At 61.7% G+C, this 16,432-nt stretch carries 13 protein-coding genes; 9 read left to right on the forward strand and 4 right to left on the reverse strand.

The window, feature by feature from the left end; all coding sequences use genetic code 11:
• Positions 1-29: 29 nt before the first annotated feature.
• Genes betA through betI form a run of 3 tightly spaced genes read right to left on the reverse strand, consistent with a single transcriptional unit; the run spans position 30 to position 3,827 of the window.
• Positions 30-1,733: a choline dehydrogenase gene (gene betA, locus AWB74_RS15830; protein ID WP_061147727.1), complete on the reverse strand. Its 1,704-nt coding sequence runs from the start codon at positions 1,731-1,733 to the stop codon at positions 30-32.
• Between the two features lie 11 nt (positions 1,734-1,744).
• Positions 1,745-3,214 carry a betaine-aldehyde dehydrogenase gene (gene betB / locus AWB74_RS15835; protein WP_061147683.1) on the reverse strand — a complete coding sequence of 490 codons (1,470 nt, stop codon included), beginning with the start codon at positions 3,212-3,214 and terminating at the stop codon, positions 1,745-1,747.
• A 25-nt stretch (positions 3,215-3,239) separates the two neighbouring features.
• A complete protein-coding gene (gene betI / locus AWB74_RS15840) occupies positions 3,240-3,827 on the reverse strand; it encodes a transcriptional regulator BetI (RefSeq protein WP_061147684.1) in 588 nt (195 codons plus the stop codon).
• Positions 3,828-4,041: 214 nt separating this feature from the next.
• On the opposite strand from betI, the gene fdhA reads away from it, so the two are divergent.
• Together fdhA and AWB74_RS15850 are read left to right on the forward strand one after the other, a co-directional pair.
• Positions 4,042-5,238, forward strand: coding sequence for a formaldehyde dehydrogenase, glutathione-independent (gene fdhA, locus AWB74_RS15845; RefSeq protein WP_061147685.1), 1,197 nt, complete (start codon positions 4,042-4,044; stop codon positions 5,236-5,238).
• 39 nt (positions 5,239-5,277) lie between these two features.
• The gene (locus AWB74_RS15850) at positions 5,278-5,808 is read left to right on the forward strand and encodes a GNAT family N-acetyltransferase (protein ID WP_061147686.1); all 531 of its coding nucleotides are present in this window, start codon (positions 5,278-5,280) and stop codon (positions 5,806-5,808) included.
• Positions 5,809-6,154: 346 nt separating this feature from the next.
• Here AWB74_RS15850 and AWB74_RS15855 read toward each other — a convergent pair whose 3' ends face one another.
• Positions 6,155-7,162, reverse strand: a complete 1,008-nt coding sequence (locus AWB74_RS15855; protein ID WP_061147687.1) for a GlxA family transcriptional regulator — start codon at positions 7,160-7,162, stop codon at positions 6,155-6,157.
• 440 nt (positions 7,163-7,602) lie between these two features.
• Here AWB74_RS15855 and AWB74_RS15860 point away from each other — a divergent pair, with 440 nt between their 5' ends.
• From AWB74_RS15860 to AWB74_RS15890, 7 genes are read left to right on the forward strand one after another with little or no spacing between them, the layout of a single operon-like run.
• Positions 7,603-8,574, forward strand: coding sequence for a dipeptidase (locus AWB74_RS15860; RefSeq protein ID WP_061147688.1), 972 nt, complete (start codon positions 7,603-7,605; stop codon positions 8,572-8,574).
• Positions 8,575-8,609: 35 nt separating this feature from the next.
• A complete protein-coding gene (locus AWB74_RS15865; protein WP_061147689.1) occupies positions 8,610-9,140 on the forward strand; it encodes a DUF5943 domain-containing protein in 531 nt (176 codons plus the stop codon).
• A 29-nt stretch (positions 9,141-9,169) separates the two neighbouring features.
• Complete coding sequence (locus AWB74_RS15870) at positions 9,170-11,233, forward strand: NADH:flavin oxidoreductase (protein ID WP_061147690.1); 2,064 nt, start codon at positions 9,170-9,172, stop codon at positions 11,231-11,233.
• 14 nt (positions 11,234-11,247) lie between these two features.
• Positions 11,248-13,164 (forward strand): (Fe-S)-binding protein, encoded by a 1,917-nt coding sequence (locus tag AWB74_RS15875; protein ID WP_061147691.1) that lies wholly within the window; start codon positions 11,248-11,250, stop codon positions 13,162-13,164.
• Between the two features lie 4 nt (positions 13,165-13,168).
• Entirely contained in the window at positions 13,169-14,332 is a 1,164-nt protein-coding gene (locus AWB74_RS15880) for an electron transfer flavoprotein subunit alpha/FixB family protein (RefSeq protein WP_061147692.1), read from the forward strand.
• Complete coding sequence (locus tag AWB74_RS15885) at positions 14,329-15,087, forward strand: drug:proton antiporter (protein WP_061147693.1); 759 nt, start codon at positions 14,329-14,331, stop codon at positions 15,085-15,087. Before AWB74_RS15880 ends, AWB74_RS15885 begins: the two co-directional genes overlap by 4 nt.
• A gap of 38 nt (positions 15,088-15,125) precedes the next feature.
• Positions 15,126-16,424 carry an aromatic ring-hydroxylating oxygenase subunit alpha gene (locus AWB74_RS15890; RefSeq protein ID WP_061147694.1) on the forward strand — a complete coding sequence of 433 codons (1,299 nt, stop codon included), beginning with the start codon at positions 15,126-15,128 and terminating at the stop codon, positions 16,422-16,424.
• Positions 16,425-16,432 lie beyond the last annotated feature (8 nt).

The raw sequence follows: 16,432 nt of genomic DNA on the forward strand, positions 1-16,432 counted from the left end.
AGCGGCCCTAGTGTATGAGAGAGAGTCGGCTATGCGTCAACGTGCCGCCCAGCATCGACGCTGCTATACCTCCGTGCCCTTTTCCCCCTCGCGACGAAATAAGCCGTATCCACCCTCCCCAACGCCTCCCGCCCCCGCACCCGATCCGCAATCTTCTCCGCCAACATGATGGTCGGCGCATTGAGATTCCCCGTCGTGATCTGCGGCATGATCGACGCATCGACAACGCGCAAGCCTTCCATCCCATGCACGCGTCCTTCGCCATCAACCACAGCCATATCGTCATACCCCATCTTGCACGAGCACGATGGATGAAAGGCCGTCTCCGCCTTCGCCCTCACGAACGCATCGAGCTCATCATCGCTACTGAGATCATCGGACGGATGCAGCTCACGTCCGCGATACCGCGCAAGCGCCGGCTGCCGCATGATTTCCCGCGTGATGCGAATCGCATCCCTAAACTCGCGCCAGTCCAACGTATCGGCCATGTAGTTGAAGAGAATGCTCGGATGCGCGTTCGGATCGCGCGACGTGAGCTTCACGCGCCCGCGACTCGGTGAACGCATCGATCCGACGTGCGCCTGAAACCCATGCATCCTGATCGGATTCGATCCGTTGTAGTTGATCGCCACCGGCAGAAAGTGATACTGGATGTTCGGCCACAAATCATCGTCGCGCGTTCGGATGAAACCGCCCGCTTCGAACTGATTGCTCGCGCCGATGCCCGTGCCGTTTAACATCCATTCGAGCCCGATCGCCGGCTGATTCCACCACTGCAACGCCGGATACAAAGACACTGGTTCCTTGCACTCGTACTGCATGTACATCTCGAGGTGGTCCTGCAAGTTCTCACCGACGCCCGGCAGATCATGCACGACAGAAATCTCCAGCTCCTTCAGCCAATCAGACCGCCCCACGCCCGAGCGCTGCAATAACTGAGGCGATGCAATCGCGCCGCTGCAAACCAGCACTTCACGCCGCACATGCGCCGTCACACGCTGCCCGCCATGTACATAAGCGACACCGATCGCACGCTTGCCGGAGAACAACACGCGATCCGTTACCGCATGCGTCACGATCGTCAGACCAGCGCGATGCTTCGCGCGATCCAGATACCCGCGCGCCGTGCTCGCGCGCCGTCCGTTCGCGGTCACGGTGCGATCCATCGGACCGAACCCTTCCTGCTGATAACCGTTGAGATCTTCCGTGCGCGGATAGCCTGCCTGCACGCCGGCCTCGACCATCGCCGCGAAAAGCGGATTGTTGCCGGGCTTGCTCGTCGTCACATGCACGGGACCATCGCCGCCGTGATACGCATTCGGCCCGATATCGCGCGTCTCCGCCTTGCGAAAATACGGCAGACAGTCGAGATAACTCCAGTTCTCGAGACCGGACATCGAAGCCCAGTTGTCGTAATCGAGCGCATTGCCGCGGATATAGCACATGCCGTTGATAAGCGACGATCCACCCAGCCCCTTGCCGCGTCCGCACTCCATGCGACGGTTGTTCATATGCGGCTCGGGCTCCGTTTCATACGCCCAGTTATAGCGCCTCCCCTGCAACGGATAAGCCAGCGCCGCCGGCATCTGCGTGCGAAAGTCGAAGCGATAGTCCGGCCCGCCCGCTTCGAGCAGCAGCACGGTCACGTCGTCGTCTTCGGTGAGGCGCGACGCGAGCACGTTGCCCGCCGATCCCGCGCCGACGATGATGTAGTCGTATTCATTCGCGCTCATCGACATGCTCCTCAAAACACCGGCTGATAAGGACCGAGCTCGACCTGCACGGACTTGATGCGCGTATAGGCGTGCAATGTCGCAATGCCGTTCTCGCGTCCGATGCCCGACTGCTTGTAACCGCCCACAGGCATTTCCGCGGGCGATTCGCCCCATGTATTGATCCAGCAAATACCCGCTTCCAGCCGATGAATCACGCGATGCGCACGCGACAGGTTCTCCGTCACGACGCCCGCAGCTAATCCGTACTCCGTATCATTGGCGCGTTCGATCAATTCGTCTTCGTCATCGAATGCGAGGATGCTCATTACCGGACCAAAGATCTCTTCGCGCACGATACGCATGTCGTCGCGGCAATCGGCGAACACGGTCGGCTCGACATACTGACCGCGCGCGAACGTGCCATCGGCGAGACGCGCACCGCCCGCGACGAGCCGCGCGCCCTCGCGCTTGCCGCTCTCGATGAAGCCGAGCACCTTCTGCAATTGCGCCGCGCTCACGAGCGGCCCGAAGTTGGTAGTGGGATCATCGGGCGCGCCGATGCGAATGCGCTTCACGCGCTGCGCAATCAAGGCTTCGAACTTATCGATGACACCGCGCTCCACGAACACGCGCGTGCCATTCGTGCATACCTGTCCCGAGCTGAAGAAGTTCGCGCTCATCGCGATATCGGCGGCGCGTTCGAGGTTCGCATCATCGAAGACGATGAGCGGCGACTTGCCGCCGAGCTCCATCGTCACTTCCTTGAGCGTCGATCCGCCCGCGCGCGCCATCACGTTCTTGCCGGTCTCGACGCCGCCAGTGAACGATATCTTCTCGATGCCGGTATGCTCCGCGAGCATTGCGCCGACGCGTCCATCGCCCTGCACGACGTTGAAGACGCCCGCCGGCACGCCCGCTTCGCTATAGATTTCCGCGAGCTTCAGCGCGGTCAGCGGCGTGACTTCGCTCGGCTTGAAGATCATCGCGTTGCCGGCTGCGAGCGCGGGCGCGGACTTCCAGCACGCGATCTGAATCGGGTAATTCCATGCGCCGATGCCCGCGCACACGCCGAGCGGCTCGCGCCGCGTATACACGAACGATGATTCGCGCAGCGGAATCTGCTCGCCTTCGATTGCCGTCGCGAGTCCCGCGTAATACTCGATGACATCCGCGCCCGTGACGATATCGACGGCGCGTGTTTCCGCGATCGGCTTGCCCGTGTCGCGCGTTTCGATCGCGGCGAGCTCGTCATTGCGCGCGCGAAGCAAATCGACTGCGCGCCGCAAGATGCGCGAGCGCTGCATCGCGGTCATCGCGGCCCATTCGCGCTGGCCTTCACGCGCCGATCGCACCGCGCGATCGATATCTGCCTGCGACGCCTGCTGCACCCGCGCGAGCGTTTCGCCCGTCGCGGGATCGAGCGTGTCGAAGGTTTCGCCGCTGGTTGCATCGACGTATTCGCCGCCGATATAAAGCCGTTGCTCTCCGAATGCGGACATGTCGCGCTCCCTTAAAAGTATTGGCTTAACCGCGCGCTTCCAGCACGAGGTCGATGTATTCATAGGCGACGCGCAGCGCGCCTTTCGTGTCGAACGGTTCGCCGGCGAGTGCGCCGCGCAGCCAAAGGCCGTCGATCAGCGCGGCGAGACCGCTCGCGGCGCGGCGCGCGGCGGGCTTCGTCAGCGCTCGCGCGAAATCCGCACAAAGGTTCGAATAAAGCCGCCGCGTGTTCACGTGCTGCAGCCGCCGCAACTCGGGCTTGTGCATGCTTTCCGACCAGAACGCCAGCCAGGTCTTCATGACCGGCCCGTTCACCTGTTCGACATCGAAATTCGCCGCGACGACCGCGCGCAGCTTCGAGCGCGGATCGGGCTTTGCGGCCTTGCGGCGGCGCGCCGTGCCCTGCCACAGCGAGCGCAACACGTGGCGCATCGTGGCTTCGAGCAGGCCGTCCTTGTCGCCGAAATAATGGCTCACGATGCCCGTCGACGTGCTCGCGCGCTGCGCCACCGAGGCGAGCGTCGCGCCCGCGAGCCCGGACTGGTCGATGGTGTGCAGCGTGGCGTCGATGAGTTGCGCGCGGCGGATTTCGCGCATTCCGAGCTTGGGCATGGTTCGAGTCAAGGGAAATCGTCCGTTGATACTAGTTTTTTTATATTGAACGGTCAATCAACAAAAAGAGGTCGCAAAGGCGATGTCGGTTTCAGTCAAACGCGCGTCGCATTGAGTGTCAGTCGCGTGCTCGTGGCGGCGTACGCTCGTTGGACGGGCGTGGTCATCGTTCGGATGTATCGCGCGTGCCGTCCACGAAACAAGGAGACGATCAATGAGCAGCAATCGCGGCGTCGTTTATCTGGGGCAGGGCAAGGTCGAAGTGCAATCCATCGACTATCCGAAAATGGTCGATCCACGCGGGCGGGCCATCGGCCACGGCGTCATTCTGAAAGTCGTCAGCACCAACATTTGCGGCTCGGATCAGCACATGGTGCGCGGCCGCACGACGGCGGAAGTCGGCCTCGTGCTCGGCCATGAAATCACGGGCGAGGTGATCGAAATCGGGCGAGATGTCGAGACGCTTTCTATCGGCGATCTCGTTTCGGTGCCGTTCAATGTCGCATGCGGCCGCTGTCCGACGTGCAAGGCGCAGCACACGGGCGTGTGCCTGAACGTGAATCCGTCGCGCGCGGGCGGCGCGTATGGCTATGTCGACATGGGCGGCTGGATCGGCGGCCAGGCGGAATACGTGATGGTTCCGTATGCGGACTTCAATCTGCTGAAGTTTCCCGACAAGGCGCAGGCGATGTCGAAGATCCGCGACCTGACCTGCCTGTCCGACATTCTTCCGACGGGTTATCACGGCGCGGTGATGGCGGGCGTCGGGCCGGGCTCGACGGTGTATGTCGCGGGCGCGGGACCGGTCGGGATGGCGGCGGCGGCATCGGCGCGCTTGCTGGGCGCGGCGTGCACGATCGTCGGCGACATGAACGAGGAGCGACTTGCGCACGCGCGTGCGATGGGCTTCGAGACGATCAACCTGTCGAAGGACGCGACGCTGGGTGAGCAGATCGAGCAGATTCTCGGCAAGCCGGAAGTCGATTGCGCGGTCGATTGCGTGGGTTTCGAGGCGCACGGCCACGGCACCGACAGCGGCCATGAAGCGCCCGCCACGGTGCTGAACTCGCTGATGGAAATCACGAAGGCCGCGGGCGCGATCGGCATTCCGGGCCTCTATGTGACCGACGATCCGGGCGCCGTCGATGCTGCCGCGAAGAAGGGCAGCCTGAGCATCCGCCTGGGCCTTGGCTGGGCGAAGTCGCACTCGTTCCACACGGGCCAGACGCCTGTGATGAAGTACAACCGCAATCTGATGCAGGCGATTCTGTGGGACCGTTTGCCGATTGCGGATATCGTGAACGTGACGGCCGTATCGCTCGATGAAGCGCCGGATGGCTACCGCAAGTTCGATGGCGGCGCGCCGCGCAAGTTCGTCATCGATCCGCATGGGCTGCTGAAAGCGGCGTGATTTAGCAACAGCATCGAAAACGGCGGCATACTTGACGGTATGACCGCCAATTATCTCCGCACTGCGCTCACTTTTCGGCTCGCCCTCGCCGACGACGCCGCCGAGATCGCGCGCATCCACGTCAAGGCCTGGCAGGCCGCATATCGTTCGATCTTTCCCGCTGCATATCTCGATTCCCTTTCGGTTCCAAAGCGTCAGGCGCTATGGACGCAACTGATTGCGCGCGGCATGCCGCGTGTGATGCTGGCGCAGCGCGACGATGTGATGCTGGGCTGGATTGCGTGGGGCGCTTCACGCGACTACGACAGTAGTCAGACGGATGCTGAAATCGAGGCGATCTATATCGACCCGCCGCATTGGCGCGAAGGTGCGGGGAGGATGTTGATCGATGAGGCGATCAACGCGGCGGCAAGCGAAGGTTATCGACAGATGACGCTGTGGGCGCTGGAAGAAAACGTGCGCGGGCTGCGTTTTTATAAAGCGCTTGGATTTGCGCTGGATGGGGTGTTCAGAACGGAGAGGGTGGGCGGGTGTGAGGTGTGTGAAACGCGGCTACGAATGGCGATATAGAAAACCGTGAAAACCGATTGACCCATCGGCCGCACAGCGGGCCGGAGCGTGCAAGGGCTGCGCCAGAGAGCTAAGCGGCGCGACCAGACAGACCGTGCGCGATCCAAGCCGGAAGAGACCTATGAGGGCACTCGCTACGCTGGGGGCCATTCAACCGATCGCCTGTGCCGCGGCCGGCATGAAGTGCTTAGGCTGGGGATAGCTGTTTCTTTGGTGACTTTCTTTGCGTCGACCAGAGTTGGCGCTTTAGCGCTTACTCTGGTCCCGAGCAAAGAAAGTTACCCCCGCCCCGGGGAGGGGCAGAGCAAACAGACCGACACGAAATCAGGTTTTCACGACAAAAACCCTAAGCCACCAAAACGGAAGAGGGAGAAGAAACCGAAGACAAAGAAGGCACTTGCTTCCTGCGTTCCCGCGTCGGCGCGGTCCCAAACGCATCGCGATAGCTTTTAGAAAAATGGCAAGCCGACTGAAACCCGCAAGCCATTGTGATATGCATGATCGACATATCCGTCTGAAGGAGCAGCTCGCGAGCGCGTCGCAAGCGCAAAGTCAGATAGTAATGCGTCGGCGTCATGCCAAGATGCTCACGGAAAAGCCGCTGCAACTGCCGCTGCGACATCCCCGCCAGCCGCGCCAATTCCTCCCGCGACAAAGGCTCTTCGATGTTGTTCTCCATCAGCGAGATGACTTCGAAGAGCGACTTGTTGGCCGATCCAAGCCGAGCCACCAAAGGCATGCGCTGCTGCGCAGAAGTATCCCGCACATGTTCGACGATGAACTGCTCGGCGATCTGCGTGACCCGCGCCGTACCGACGCGTGAAGCGATCAGATTGAGCATCATGTCGAGCGGCGCGACACCGCCCGTGCACGTGACCCGATCGCGATCGACAACGAAAAGCTCTTTGAGAAAGCGCGTATCGGGAAACTCTTCTTTAAGCGCCGACATGTTTTCCCAATGAATCGCGCAGGCATAACCGGCGAGCAGGCCGGCGCGCGCCAACGCATACGTTCCGGTACACAGAGAACCCAGCACGCTCCCAGTACGAGCAAACCGTCGCAAAGCAGACAGATGCTCGGAAGTCGTCGAACGCTGCACGTCGATGCCGCCGACCACGAACACGATGTCGGGCTTTCCCACGCAATCGACCGGACCGGTATCGACGGAAAGTCCGTTGCTCGCCGTCACCGGCCCGCCTTCCGGACTCACGATGGACCATCGATAGAGCGGCTGCCCCGTCAGGTAATTCGCCATGCGCAGCACTTCGATCGCATTGGTGAACGCGATCATCGTGAAGTCGGGGAGCGGCATGAACGCGAAGTGCGACAGCGACGCCGTGCGATCGGAGGACATGTGAGGACTGATTCCTTGGAATCTATTGATTGGCGCCGTTCAAGTCGCGGCGCTTTGCCACTTTTCTAATTTTGATTTCGAGTGCAACTACCATGCCATCAGGCTAAACCCTGAGCCCTACAAGGCACCCGCCATGCTCCGCTGCGCCCACGCACTTGCGCGGGGCCATGCGCGACAAGGAAAGCACTGCCATAGCGCACGATCGTTCCGGCGCAGTGCAGCAGGTCAAATAAAAAATTGCGCTACACCGGATCGCAAGTCGCCACTTGTCGAAAACAGACGCGCATGTCGGAAAAGGTAAAGAACACGTCTGAATTCGTAAATTGACCGGCAGGGCGAAAGACAAGAATAGACGCACTGACACAGGCATCGAGCGGGCGAAGAAAAGCCCACCGAACCTAAGTGTTTCCCCTCTACCCGGCAACACGGAGCACACACAGATGAGCACCCTGCACGACAACAGCATCATCATCGACGGACTGAATATCTCGAAGTTCGAACGCTCCGTGTTCGAGGATATGAGAAAGGGCAATGTCACCGCAGTGAACTGCACTGTCTCGGTATGGGAAGACTTCCAGAAGACCATCGACAACATCGCGGAGATGAAGCAGCAGATCCGCGAATACAGCGAAATCCTCACGCTCGTGCGCACGACCGACGACATCCTGCGCGCGAAAAAGGAAAACAAGACCGGCATCATCTTCGGCTTCCAGAACTCGTATGCGTTCGAGGACAACCTCGGCTACATCGAAGTGTTCAAGGAGCTCGGCGTGAACGTGGTGCAGCTTTGCTACAACACGCAGAATCTCGTCGGCACGGGTTGCTATGAACCGGACGGCGGTCTCTCGGGTTATGGCAAGGAAGTGATCCACGAGATGAATCGCGTGGGCATCGTGGTCGACCTCTCGCACGTCGGCGCGAAGACTTCTTCCGATGCGATCGCCTGCTCGAAGAAGCCCGTCACGTATTCGCACTGCTGCCCGTCGGGTCTCAAGGATCATCCGCGCAACAAGTCCGATGACCAGTTGCGCGAGATCGCGGACGCCAATGGCTTCGTCGGCGTGACGATGTTCTCGCCGTTCCTCAAGAAAGGCCCGGACGCGACCGTCGACGATTATCTCGAAGCGATCGATTACGTGATCAATGTGATCGGCGAAGACAAGGTCGGTATCGGCACTGACTTCACGCAAGGCTATAGCACCGAATTCTTCGACTGGATCACGCACGACAAGGGCCGTTATCGCCGTTTGACGAATTTCGGCAAGGTGGTGAATCCGGAAGGCATTCGCACGATCGGCGAATTCCCGAACCTGACCGCCGCAATGGAAAAGGCCGGCTGGAGCGAGTCGCGCATCAAGAAAGTCATGGGCGATAACTGGATGCGCTACTTCGGCGAAGTCTGGAACGTCTGAATCTGAGAGCAACGACAAATACAAGGAACCCTGCGATGCAACCGCAACTGCCTATCGACGTCGATCCGCAAACCGGCGTATGGACCACCGACGCGCTGCCGATGCTGTACGTGCCGCGCCATTTCTTCACGAACAATCACGTCGCCGTCGAAGAAGCGCTCGGCCGCGACACGTATGCCGAGATTCTTTATAAAGCCGGCTACAAGTCTGCCTATCACTGGTGCGACAAGGAAGCCGAGAAGCACGGCATCAGCGGCATGGCCACGTTCGAGCATTACCTGAAGCGTTTGTCGCAACGCGGCTGGGGCCTGTTCGACATCGTCGAAGCCGACCCGACGACGTCGCATGCGCGCATCCATCTGCGTCACTCGTCGTTCGTGCTTCAGCAACCGGGCAAGCAAGGCAAGCTCTGCTACATGTTCGCAGGCTGGTTTGCCGGCGCGATGGACTGGGTCAATGACACCGCGCCCGACAGCGCGAAGAAAGGCCCGCGCTCGAAGTCGATCGAAACGCAATGCGCTGCCGAAGGCCATGCTCATTGCGTATTTGAAGTATCGCCGCTGTAAGCAAAGACACCATTCCGAGGTCGATCGCAATGCGTTACCCGAACCTTTTCAAGCCTCTTCAGCTCAACAAGCTCACGTTGCGCAACCGCATCGTCAGCACCGCGCATGCCGAGGTCTATGCCGACGCGGGCGGCCTGCCCGGTGATCGCTATATCCGTTACTACGAGGAGAAGGCGAAGGGCGGCGTCGGCCTCGCCGTGTGCGGCGGTTCGAGTTCCGTTTCGATCGACAGTCCGCAAGGCTGGTGGAAGTCGGTGAACCTCGCGACCGACAAAGTTATCGATCCGCTGTCGCGTCTCGCCGAAGCGATGCATCGTCATGGCGCGTTCATCATGATCCAGGCGACGCACATGGGCCGCCGCTCCGCATGGCACGGCGAGCACTGGCCGCATCTGATGTCGCCGTCGGGCGTGCGTGAGCCTGTGCATCGCGGCAACGCGAAGATCATCGAAGTGGAAGAGATTCAGCGCATCATCAAGGACTTCGCAGCGGCCGCGAAGCGCGTGAAGGATGCGGGCATGGATGGCATCGAGATCTCGGCGGCGCATCAGCATTTGATCGATCAGTTCTGGAGCCCGCGCACCAATTTCCGCACGGACGAATGGGGCGGCTCGCTCGAAAACCGCATGCGCTTCGGCACCGAAGTGCTGAAGGCCGTGCGTGAAGCGGTGGGCGCGGATTTCTGCGTCGGCCTGCGCATGTGCGGCGACGAGTTTCATGAAGACGGTCTCTCTCACGAGAACCTGAAAGAGATCGCGCAGGCGATGTCCGAGACCGGCCTCATCGATTACATCGGTGTGATTGGTTCGGGCGCGGATACGCATAACACGCTCGCCAACTGCATGCCGCCGATGGCGCTGCCGCCCGAGCCGTTCGTGCATCTCGCGGCGGGCATCAAGACGGTCACGAAGCTGCCGGTCATGCACGCGCAGAGCATTCGCGATGCGGGCCAGGCCGAACGTCTGCTCGCCAGCGGCATGATCGACCTCGTCGGCATGACGCGCGCGCAAATCGCCGATCCGCATATGGTCATCAAGATCCGCGATGGCCGCGAAGACGAGATCAAGCAGTGCGTCGGCGCGAACTATTGCATCGACCGTCAGTACAACGGCCTCGATGTGTTGTGCGTGCAGAACGCGGCGACGTCGCGTGAAGAGACGATGCCGCATGTCATCGAGAAAACGCGCGGGCCGAAGCGCAAGGTGGTCGTCGTCGGCGCGGGCCCTGCCGGTCTCGAAGCGGCACGTGTCGCACGTTCGCGTGGTCATGACGTCGTGCTGTTCGAGAAGAACGATTATGTCGGCGGACAGATCATGCTCGCCGCGAAAGCGCCGCAGCGTGAGCAGATGGCCGGCATCGTGCGCTGGTTCGACATGGAAACGAAGCGTCTCGGGGTCGATCGCCGTCTCGGTGTCGCCGCCGACGACAAGATGATCATGGCCGAGAAGCCGGATATCGTCGTGCTCGCGACCGGTGGCTCGTCGTTCACGGGTCAGGTGCCCGCATGGGGCGTCGAGCAAGGTCTGGCGGTCAGTTCGTGGGACATTCTCTCGGGCAAGGTCGAGCCGGGCAAGAACGTGCTGGTGTATGACGGTGTTTCGACGCATGCGGGCGCGGGCGTCGCGGACTTCATCGCGTCGCGCGGCAACAACGTCGAGATCGTCACGCCCGATGTGAAAGTCGCCGACGACACCGGCGGCACCACGTTCCCGATCTTCTATCGACGGCTCTATGCACAAGGCGTCATCCATACTCCTAACTATTGGCTCGACAAGGTGTACGAGGAAGACGGCAAGAAGATCGCCGTGCTCCGCAACGAGTACACGGAAGAGCAGGAGGAACGCGCGGTCGATCAGGTCGTGATCGAAAACGGCATCACGCCCAATGACGCGCTCTACTGGAAGCTGAAGCCAGAGTCGCTCAATCGCGGGCAGACCGACGTGCACACGCTCTTCGCATCGCAACCGCAGCCGTCGCTCTCCGAAGAACTCGGCAACGGACGCTTCCTGCTGTTCCGCGTCGGCGACTGCATCTCGATGCACAACATCCACAGCGCGATCTACGATTCGCTGCGCCTCTGCAAAGACTTCTGACGAGGTATTCGACGATGAACCCCGTGTTTGTCATCACCGCGCTGCTGTGGCTTTCGATGGCGGGCCTGGCCTTCGCCTTGCTCAAGCGCGCAGCCTACTGGCGCGAAGGCCGTGCGACGACGGCCGGCGCATATGGATGGGCGAATCTGCTGACCATCCCGAAGCGCTATTTCGTGGATCTGCATCATGTCGTGGCGCGCGATCCGTATATCGCGAAGACGCACGTCGCGACCGCGGGCGGCGCGATCCTCGCGATGGCGCTCGTCTTCATCAACTACGGTCTCGCGATTTATTCGGTCTGGCTCGACCGCGCGATCTTCCTCGCGGCGATCATCATGTTCGTCGGCGCGGTGTTCGTGTACAAGCGCCGCCGTGCGAAGGACGTGCCCGCGCGTCTGTCGCGTGGACCGTGGGACAGCCTGCCGCTCCTGCTCGGCTCGTTCGCCGTGGGTCTCGCGTTGTTCACGCTGTTGCCGGCTTCGTGGATGTCCGGTTCGCTCGCGATCATCGTCGCATTGCTGATCGCAGCGGGCGCATACACGATGACCTTTGGCGCCGCGCAAGGCGGCCCGATGAAGCACGCGATGGCCGGTCTTCTGCATCTCGCGTTTCATCCGCGCCAGGAACGCTTTCATGCGAAGACGCAGCATGAACATGATGTCGTGCCGCCGACGGCCTTGAAAAAGCCCGTGCTCGATGCGAAGGAATACGGCGTCGGCAAGCCCGTCGAGTTTCGCTGGAATCAACTGCTGAGCTTCGATGCCTGCGTGCAATGCGGCAAGTGCGAAGCGGCGTGCCCCGCGTTCGCATCGGGCCAGCCGCTGAATCCGAAGAAGCTGATTCAGGATCTCGTCGTCGGCATGGTCGGCGGTTCCGACTCGCAATACGCAGGCAGCCCGACGCCCGGCATTCCGGTCGGCAAGCATTCGGGCGGTCCGGCCAAGCCGCTGATCTCGCAGATGATCGAAGCCGACACGATATGGTCATGCACCACATGCCGCGCTTGCGTGCAGGAGTGCCCGATGCTGATCGAGCACGTCGATGCGATCGTCGATATGCGGCGTAACCAGACGCTAGTGGAAGGCGATGTGCCGGGCAAAGGCCCGATCACGCTCGCGAACTTGCGCGAGACGGGCAGTCAGAACGGCTATGACATCGGCGCGCGTTACGACTGGTCCGTCGATCTGCAAGTGCAGGTGGCGCAGCCGGGACGTCCGGTCGATGTGCTGCTGATCGCAGGCGAAGGCGCGTTCGACATGCGTTATCAGCGCACGCTGCGCGCATTGGCGAAAGTGTTGAACAAGGCGGGCGTCGATTACGCGGTGCTCGGCGGCGTGGAGACGGATACCGGCGACACCGCGCGTCGTCTCGGCGATGAAGCCACGTTCCAGCAATGCGCATCGAAGCTGATGAACACGCTGTCGCAGTATCAATTCCGCCGCATCGTCACGGCCGATCCGCACGTTCTGCATAGCCTGCGCAACGAGTATCGCGCGCTGGGCGGCTATTACGAAGTGCAGCATCACACCGCGTTCATGGCCGAGCTCGTCGCGAGCGGCAAGCTCACGCCGAAGGCCGCCGCCGTGCTCGCCGACAAGAAGATCACGTATCACGATCCGTGCTATCTCGGCCGCTACAACGGCGAAACCGAAGCGCCGCGCAAGCTCTTGAAGACCATCGGCATCAAGGTCGTCGAGATGGAACGTCACGGCATGCGCGCGCGCTGCTGCGGCGGCGGCGGCGGCGCGCCGCTGACCGATATCCCCGGCAAGCAGCGCATCCCCGATATCCGCATCGCCGATGCGAAGTCGATCGGCGCGGAAGTGGTCGCGGTCGGTTGCCCGCAATGCACCGCGATGCTCGAAGGCGTGGTCGGTCCTCGTCCCGAAGTGCTCGACGTGGCGGAGCTGGTCGCCGCAGCGCTGGAGTGAAGCGATGAATAACGACATCAAACGAATCGATCCGCGCCGTCCGTTCATCATCACGTCTGATGGACTGAAGCGCATCACGCTCGGCGAAATCGGTAACGGCGTCGTGCTGAACTTCACGCACGGCGGCCACAAGGAAGCGACCAAGCCGCGCCGCACGACGAAGCCTGCGACGCGCGCGCTGCTCGTCGCGGCGCACACGGATCGCGGCGCGCTCGACGATCACGCGCGCCAGGCGCTCGCCGCCGCCGCATTGCTCGCGGACGATCAGACCGAAGTCGTGCTGATCGCGTTCGGCGAGTTCAAGGACGATGCCGCCGTGCTGGGCGCGGATCGTTATATCGAACTGCCGTCGTTCGATCGACGCAGCTTTGCGCCGGATGAAGAAGTGCGTGCGCTGACGGCATGCGTCGCGGCCTTCACGCCCGCGCATGTCTTCATGCCCGACAACGCGACGGGCGACGGCGATCTCGGCCGCCGCTATGCCGCACGCGCCGATGCATCGATTGCGACGCACGTCGTCGAGCTCGATCATGCGCATGTCGCATCGTATGCGCATGCGGGGCGTGCGGTCGCATCGCGTGCATTGCCCGATGTGGTCCTGATCGCACCCAATGCCGTCGATGCAAAGCTGCCGTTCGTCGGCGCGGGCGAAGCGATGGAGGCGCAAGACATCGTGCCTGCATCGAAAGCCAGCGCTTATGTGGATCTCGGCATCGAAGAGATGGACGCGGCGCAAGTGGCGCTGGAGGAAGCGGACTTCATCGTGTCGGCGGGCAATGGTGTGTCCGATATCGCCGCGTTCGAATCGCTCGCGAGCACATTGGGCGCTGCGATCGGTGCGAGCCGTGTCGCCGTCGACGATGGCAAGTTCACGCGCGACAAGCAGATCGGCGCGACCGGCAAAACCGTCGAGGCGAGTGTGTATATCGCGTTCGGCATTTCGGGCGCCGTGCAGCATTTGCAGGGCATCAAGGATTGCCGTCACGTGATCGCGGTGAATCTCGACGCCAGCGCGCCGATTGCCAAGCGCGCGAATCTCACGATCGTCGCGGACACGCAAGAGACGATCAAGGCGTTGTCCGATGCCGCCGCCGCTGCGCGCGCCGCGCGTGCCAGCGGTGGATCGATCGTGCAGACCGCGCGTGTCGTCGAAGGAGTCGCAGCATGAAGATTGCCGTACTCGTTTCAACCGGGCGTCATCCCGTCAGCGGCACGGCGCGCTATAGCCGCAACGATGCAGCGGCGCTGACCATCGCCATCGATATCGCAAGGAAGCACGGCGCGCAGCTCGACGTGCTGCATGCGGGCGATCCGGCGAATCCGGCGCTCGCGGAATATCTCGCGCTCGGCGCGCCGAAAGTCGAAGTGCTCAATACGCAGGGCGACGCATGCGCGGCGCTGGCGCAACGGCTCGCGGGCTACCAACTCGTTATGACCGGCACGCGCGCGGAAGGCGCGTTCGACAGCGGCACGCTGCCCTACAAGCTCGCCGATGCGTTGAACGTGCCGCTCGTTGGCGCGGCCGTCGATGTGAGCGTGACGAAGGAAGGCGTCGAAGTGCGTCAGTTCATGCCGAAGGGCTTGCGCCGCCGCGTGCGCGCGCCGCTGCCCGCGCTCGTCGCCGTGCATCCGCTCGCCAATGCTGCGCCGCGTTACGCCTATGCGCGCATGCGCGAGGGGCATGTCGCGCCGGTCGCCGCGAACGCGCCCGCCGACAAGGAAGGCAAGGCCTGGAGCGTCGGCCCGATTACGGCCAAGCCGAAGAAACTCGCTGCACCCGAGAAGCGTTCCGGCCACTCGCGCATGCTGTCCGCGACGACGACGGAAAGCCGCGGCGGCAGCGTCGTAATTGAAGGGAGTTCCGTCGAAAAAGCACAAGTGATTCTGGCGTATTTGCGCGAGCATCAACTCGTCGATTACTGATTTATCGACACACATCGACCCACATACAGGTGCACACGATGAAAGTTTCGGCAGACGTTCGCGCATTGATCGAACGCCGCAAAAAGGGCCACACGCTCGAGGCGCCGTTCTATACGAGCGACGAAATCCACGCGCTCGACCTCGATGCCATTTTCCGCAAGACCTGGATTCAGGTTGCCATCGAACCGGATATTCCCGAACCGGGCGATTACACGACAGTCGAGATCGGCAACGATTCGATCCTGATCGTGCGCGACGACGACATGGAAATCCGCGCCTTCTACAACGTGTGCCGGCATCGCGGCGCGCGCCTGTGCAATCAGGAGAAAGGCTCGCTCGGTAATATCGTGTGCCCGTATCACAGCTGGACGTATAACCTTTCCGGCGATCTGATGTTCGCCGAGCACATGGGCGATCAGTTCGACCGCTGCAAGCACAGCCTGAAGAAAGTGCATGTGCAGAATCTCGCGGGCCTGATCTTCATCTGCCTCGCCGACGAACCGCCCGCCGATTTCGCCGTGATGCGTGAAGCGATGGAGCCGTATCTCGCGCCGCATGGCCTGAAGGATACGAAGATCGCGGCGAGCATCGATATCGTCGAGAAGGGCAACTGGAAGCTCACGATGGAGAACAATCGCGAGTGCTATCACTGCGTCGCGAATCATCCCGAGCTGACCATTTCGCTCTATGAATACGGCTTCGGTTATCAGCGTTCGCCCGCGAACGAAGAAGGCATGGCCGCGTTCGAGAAGACCGTCGAAGAGCGTACGAAGCAATGGGAAGCGATGTGCCTGCCGTCCGCCGAGATCGAACGTTTGAGCGATCTCGTGACGGGCTTTCGCACGCAACGCCTGCCGCTCGATCGCGATGGCGAATCGCAGACGCTCGACGCGAAGGTCGCATCGAAGAAGCTGCTTGGCGGCTTCGAGCAGGCGGACCTGGGCGGCCTGTCGTTCTGGACGCAGCCGAACTCGTGGCATCACTTCATGAGCGATCACATCGTGACGTTCTGCGTGCTTCCGCTCGCATCGGGCGAAACGCTCGTGCGCACGAAATGGCTCGTGCACAAGGATGCGCGTGAAGGTATCGATTACGACGTCGACAATCTCACGGCCGTGTGGCGCGCGACGAACGATCAGGATCGCACGCTCGTCGAGTATTCGCAGCTCGGCGTAACGAGCAACGCGTATGAGCCGGGTCCGTATTCGCCGTTCACGGAAGGGCTCGTCGAGAAGTTCTGCGAGTGGTACATCGGGCGTCTTGCCGATTACGCGGATACGCCCGAGCACGGCGTGGATGCGTCGCACGGCGAGAAAGTCGTTTCCTTCATGCGCTAAAGCCGCTG

It is taken from the genome of Caballeronia arvi (assembly GCF_001544695.2).
Classification (GTDB): Bacteria; Pseudomonadota; Gammaproteobacteria; order Burkholderiales; family Burkholderiaceae; genus Caballeronia; species Caballeronia arvi.

Bases quoted from the DNA above. Each gene is read 5' to 3' on its own strand.
- AWB74_RS15865 (WP_061147689.1), top strand. From the start codon at position 8,610: ATGCAACCGCAACTGCCTATCGACGTCGATCCGCAAACCGGCGTATGG.
- AWB74_RS15885 (WP_061147693.1), top strand. From the start codon at position 14,329: ATGAAGATTGCCGTACTCGTTTCAACCGGGCGTCATCCCGTCAGCGGC.
- betB (WP_061147683.1), bottom strand. From the start codon at position 3,214: ATGTCCGCATTCGGAGAGCAACGGCTTTATATCGGCGGCGAATACGTC.
- AWB74_RS15875 (WP_061147691.1), top strand. From the start codon at position 11,248: ATGAACCCCGTGTTTGTCATCACCGCGCTGCTGTGGCTTTCGATGGCG.
- betI (WP_061147684.1), bottom strand. From the start codon at position 3,827: ATGCCCAAGCTCGGAATGCGCGAAATCCGCCGCGCGCAACTCATCGAC.
- AWB74_RS15890 (WP_061147694.1), top strand. From the start codon at position 15,126: ATGAAAGTTTCGGCAGACGTTCGCGCATTGATCGAACGCCGCAAAAAG.
- AWB74_RS15870 (WP_061147690.1), top strand. From the start codon at position 9,170: ATGCGTTACCCGAACCTTTTCAAGCCTCTTCAGCTCAACAAGCTCACG.
- AWB74_RS15850 (WP_061147686.1), top strand. From the start codon at position 5,278: ATGACCGCCAATTATCTCCGCACTGCGCTCACTTTTCGGCTCGCCCTC.
- AWB74_RS15860 (WP_061147688.1), top strand. From the start codon at position 7,603: ATGAGCACCCTGCACGACAACAGCATCATCATCGACGGACTGAATATC.
- betA (WP_061147727.1), bottom strand. From the start codon at position 1,733: ATGAGCGCGAATGAATACGACTACATCATCGTCGGCGCGGGATCGGCG.
- AWB74_RS15855 (WP_061147687.1), bottom strand. From the start codon at position 7,162: ATGTCCTCCGATCGCACGGCGTCGCTGTCGCACTTCGCGTTCATGCCG.
- fdhA (WP_061147685.1), top strand. From the start codon at position 4,042: ATGAGCAGCAATCGCGGCGTCGTTTATCTGGGGCAGGGCAAGGTCGAA.
- AWB74_RS15880 (WP_061147692.1), top strand. From the start codon at position 13,169: ATGAATAACGACATCAAACGAATCGATCCGCGCCGTCCGTTCATCATC.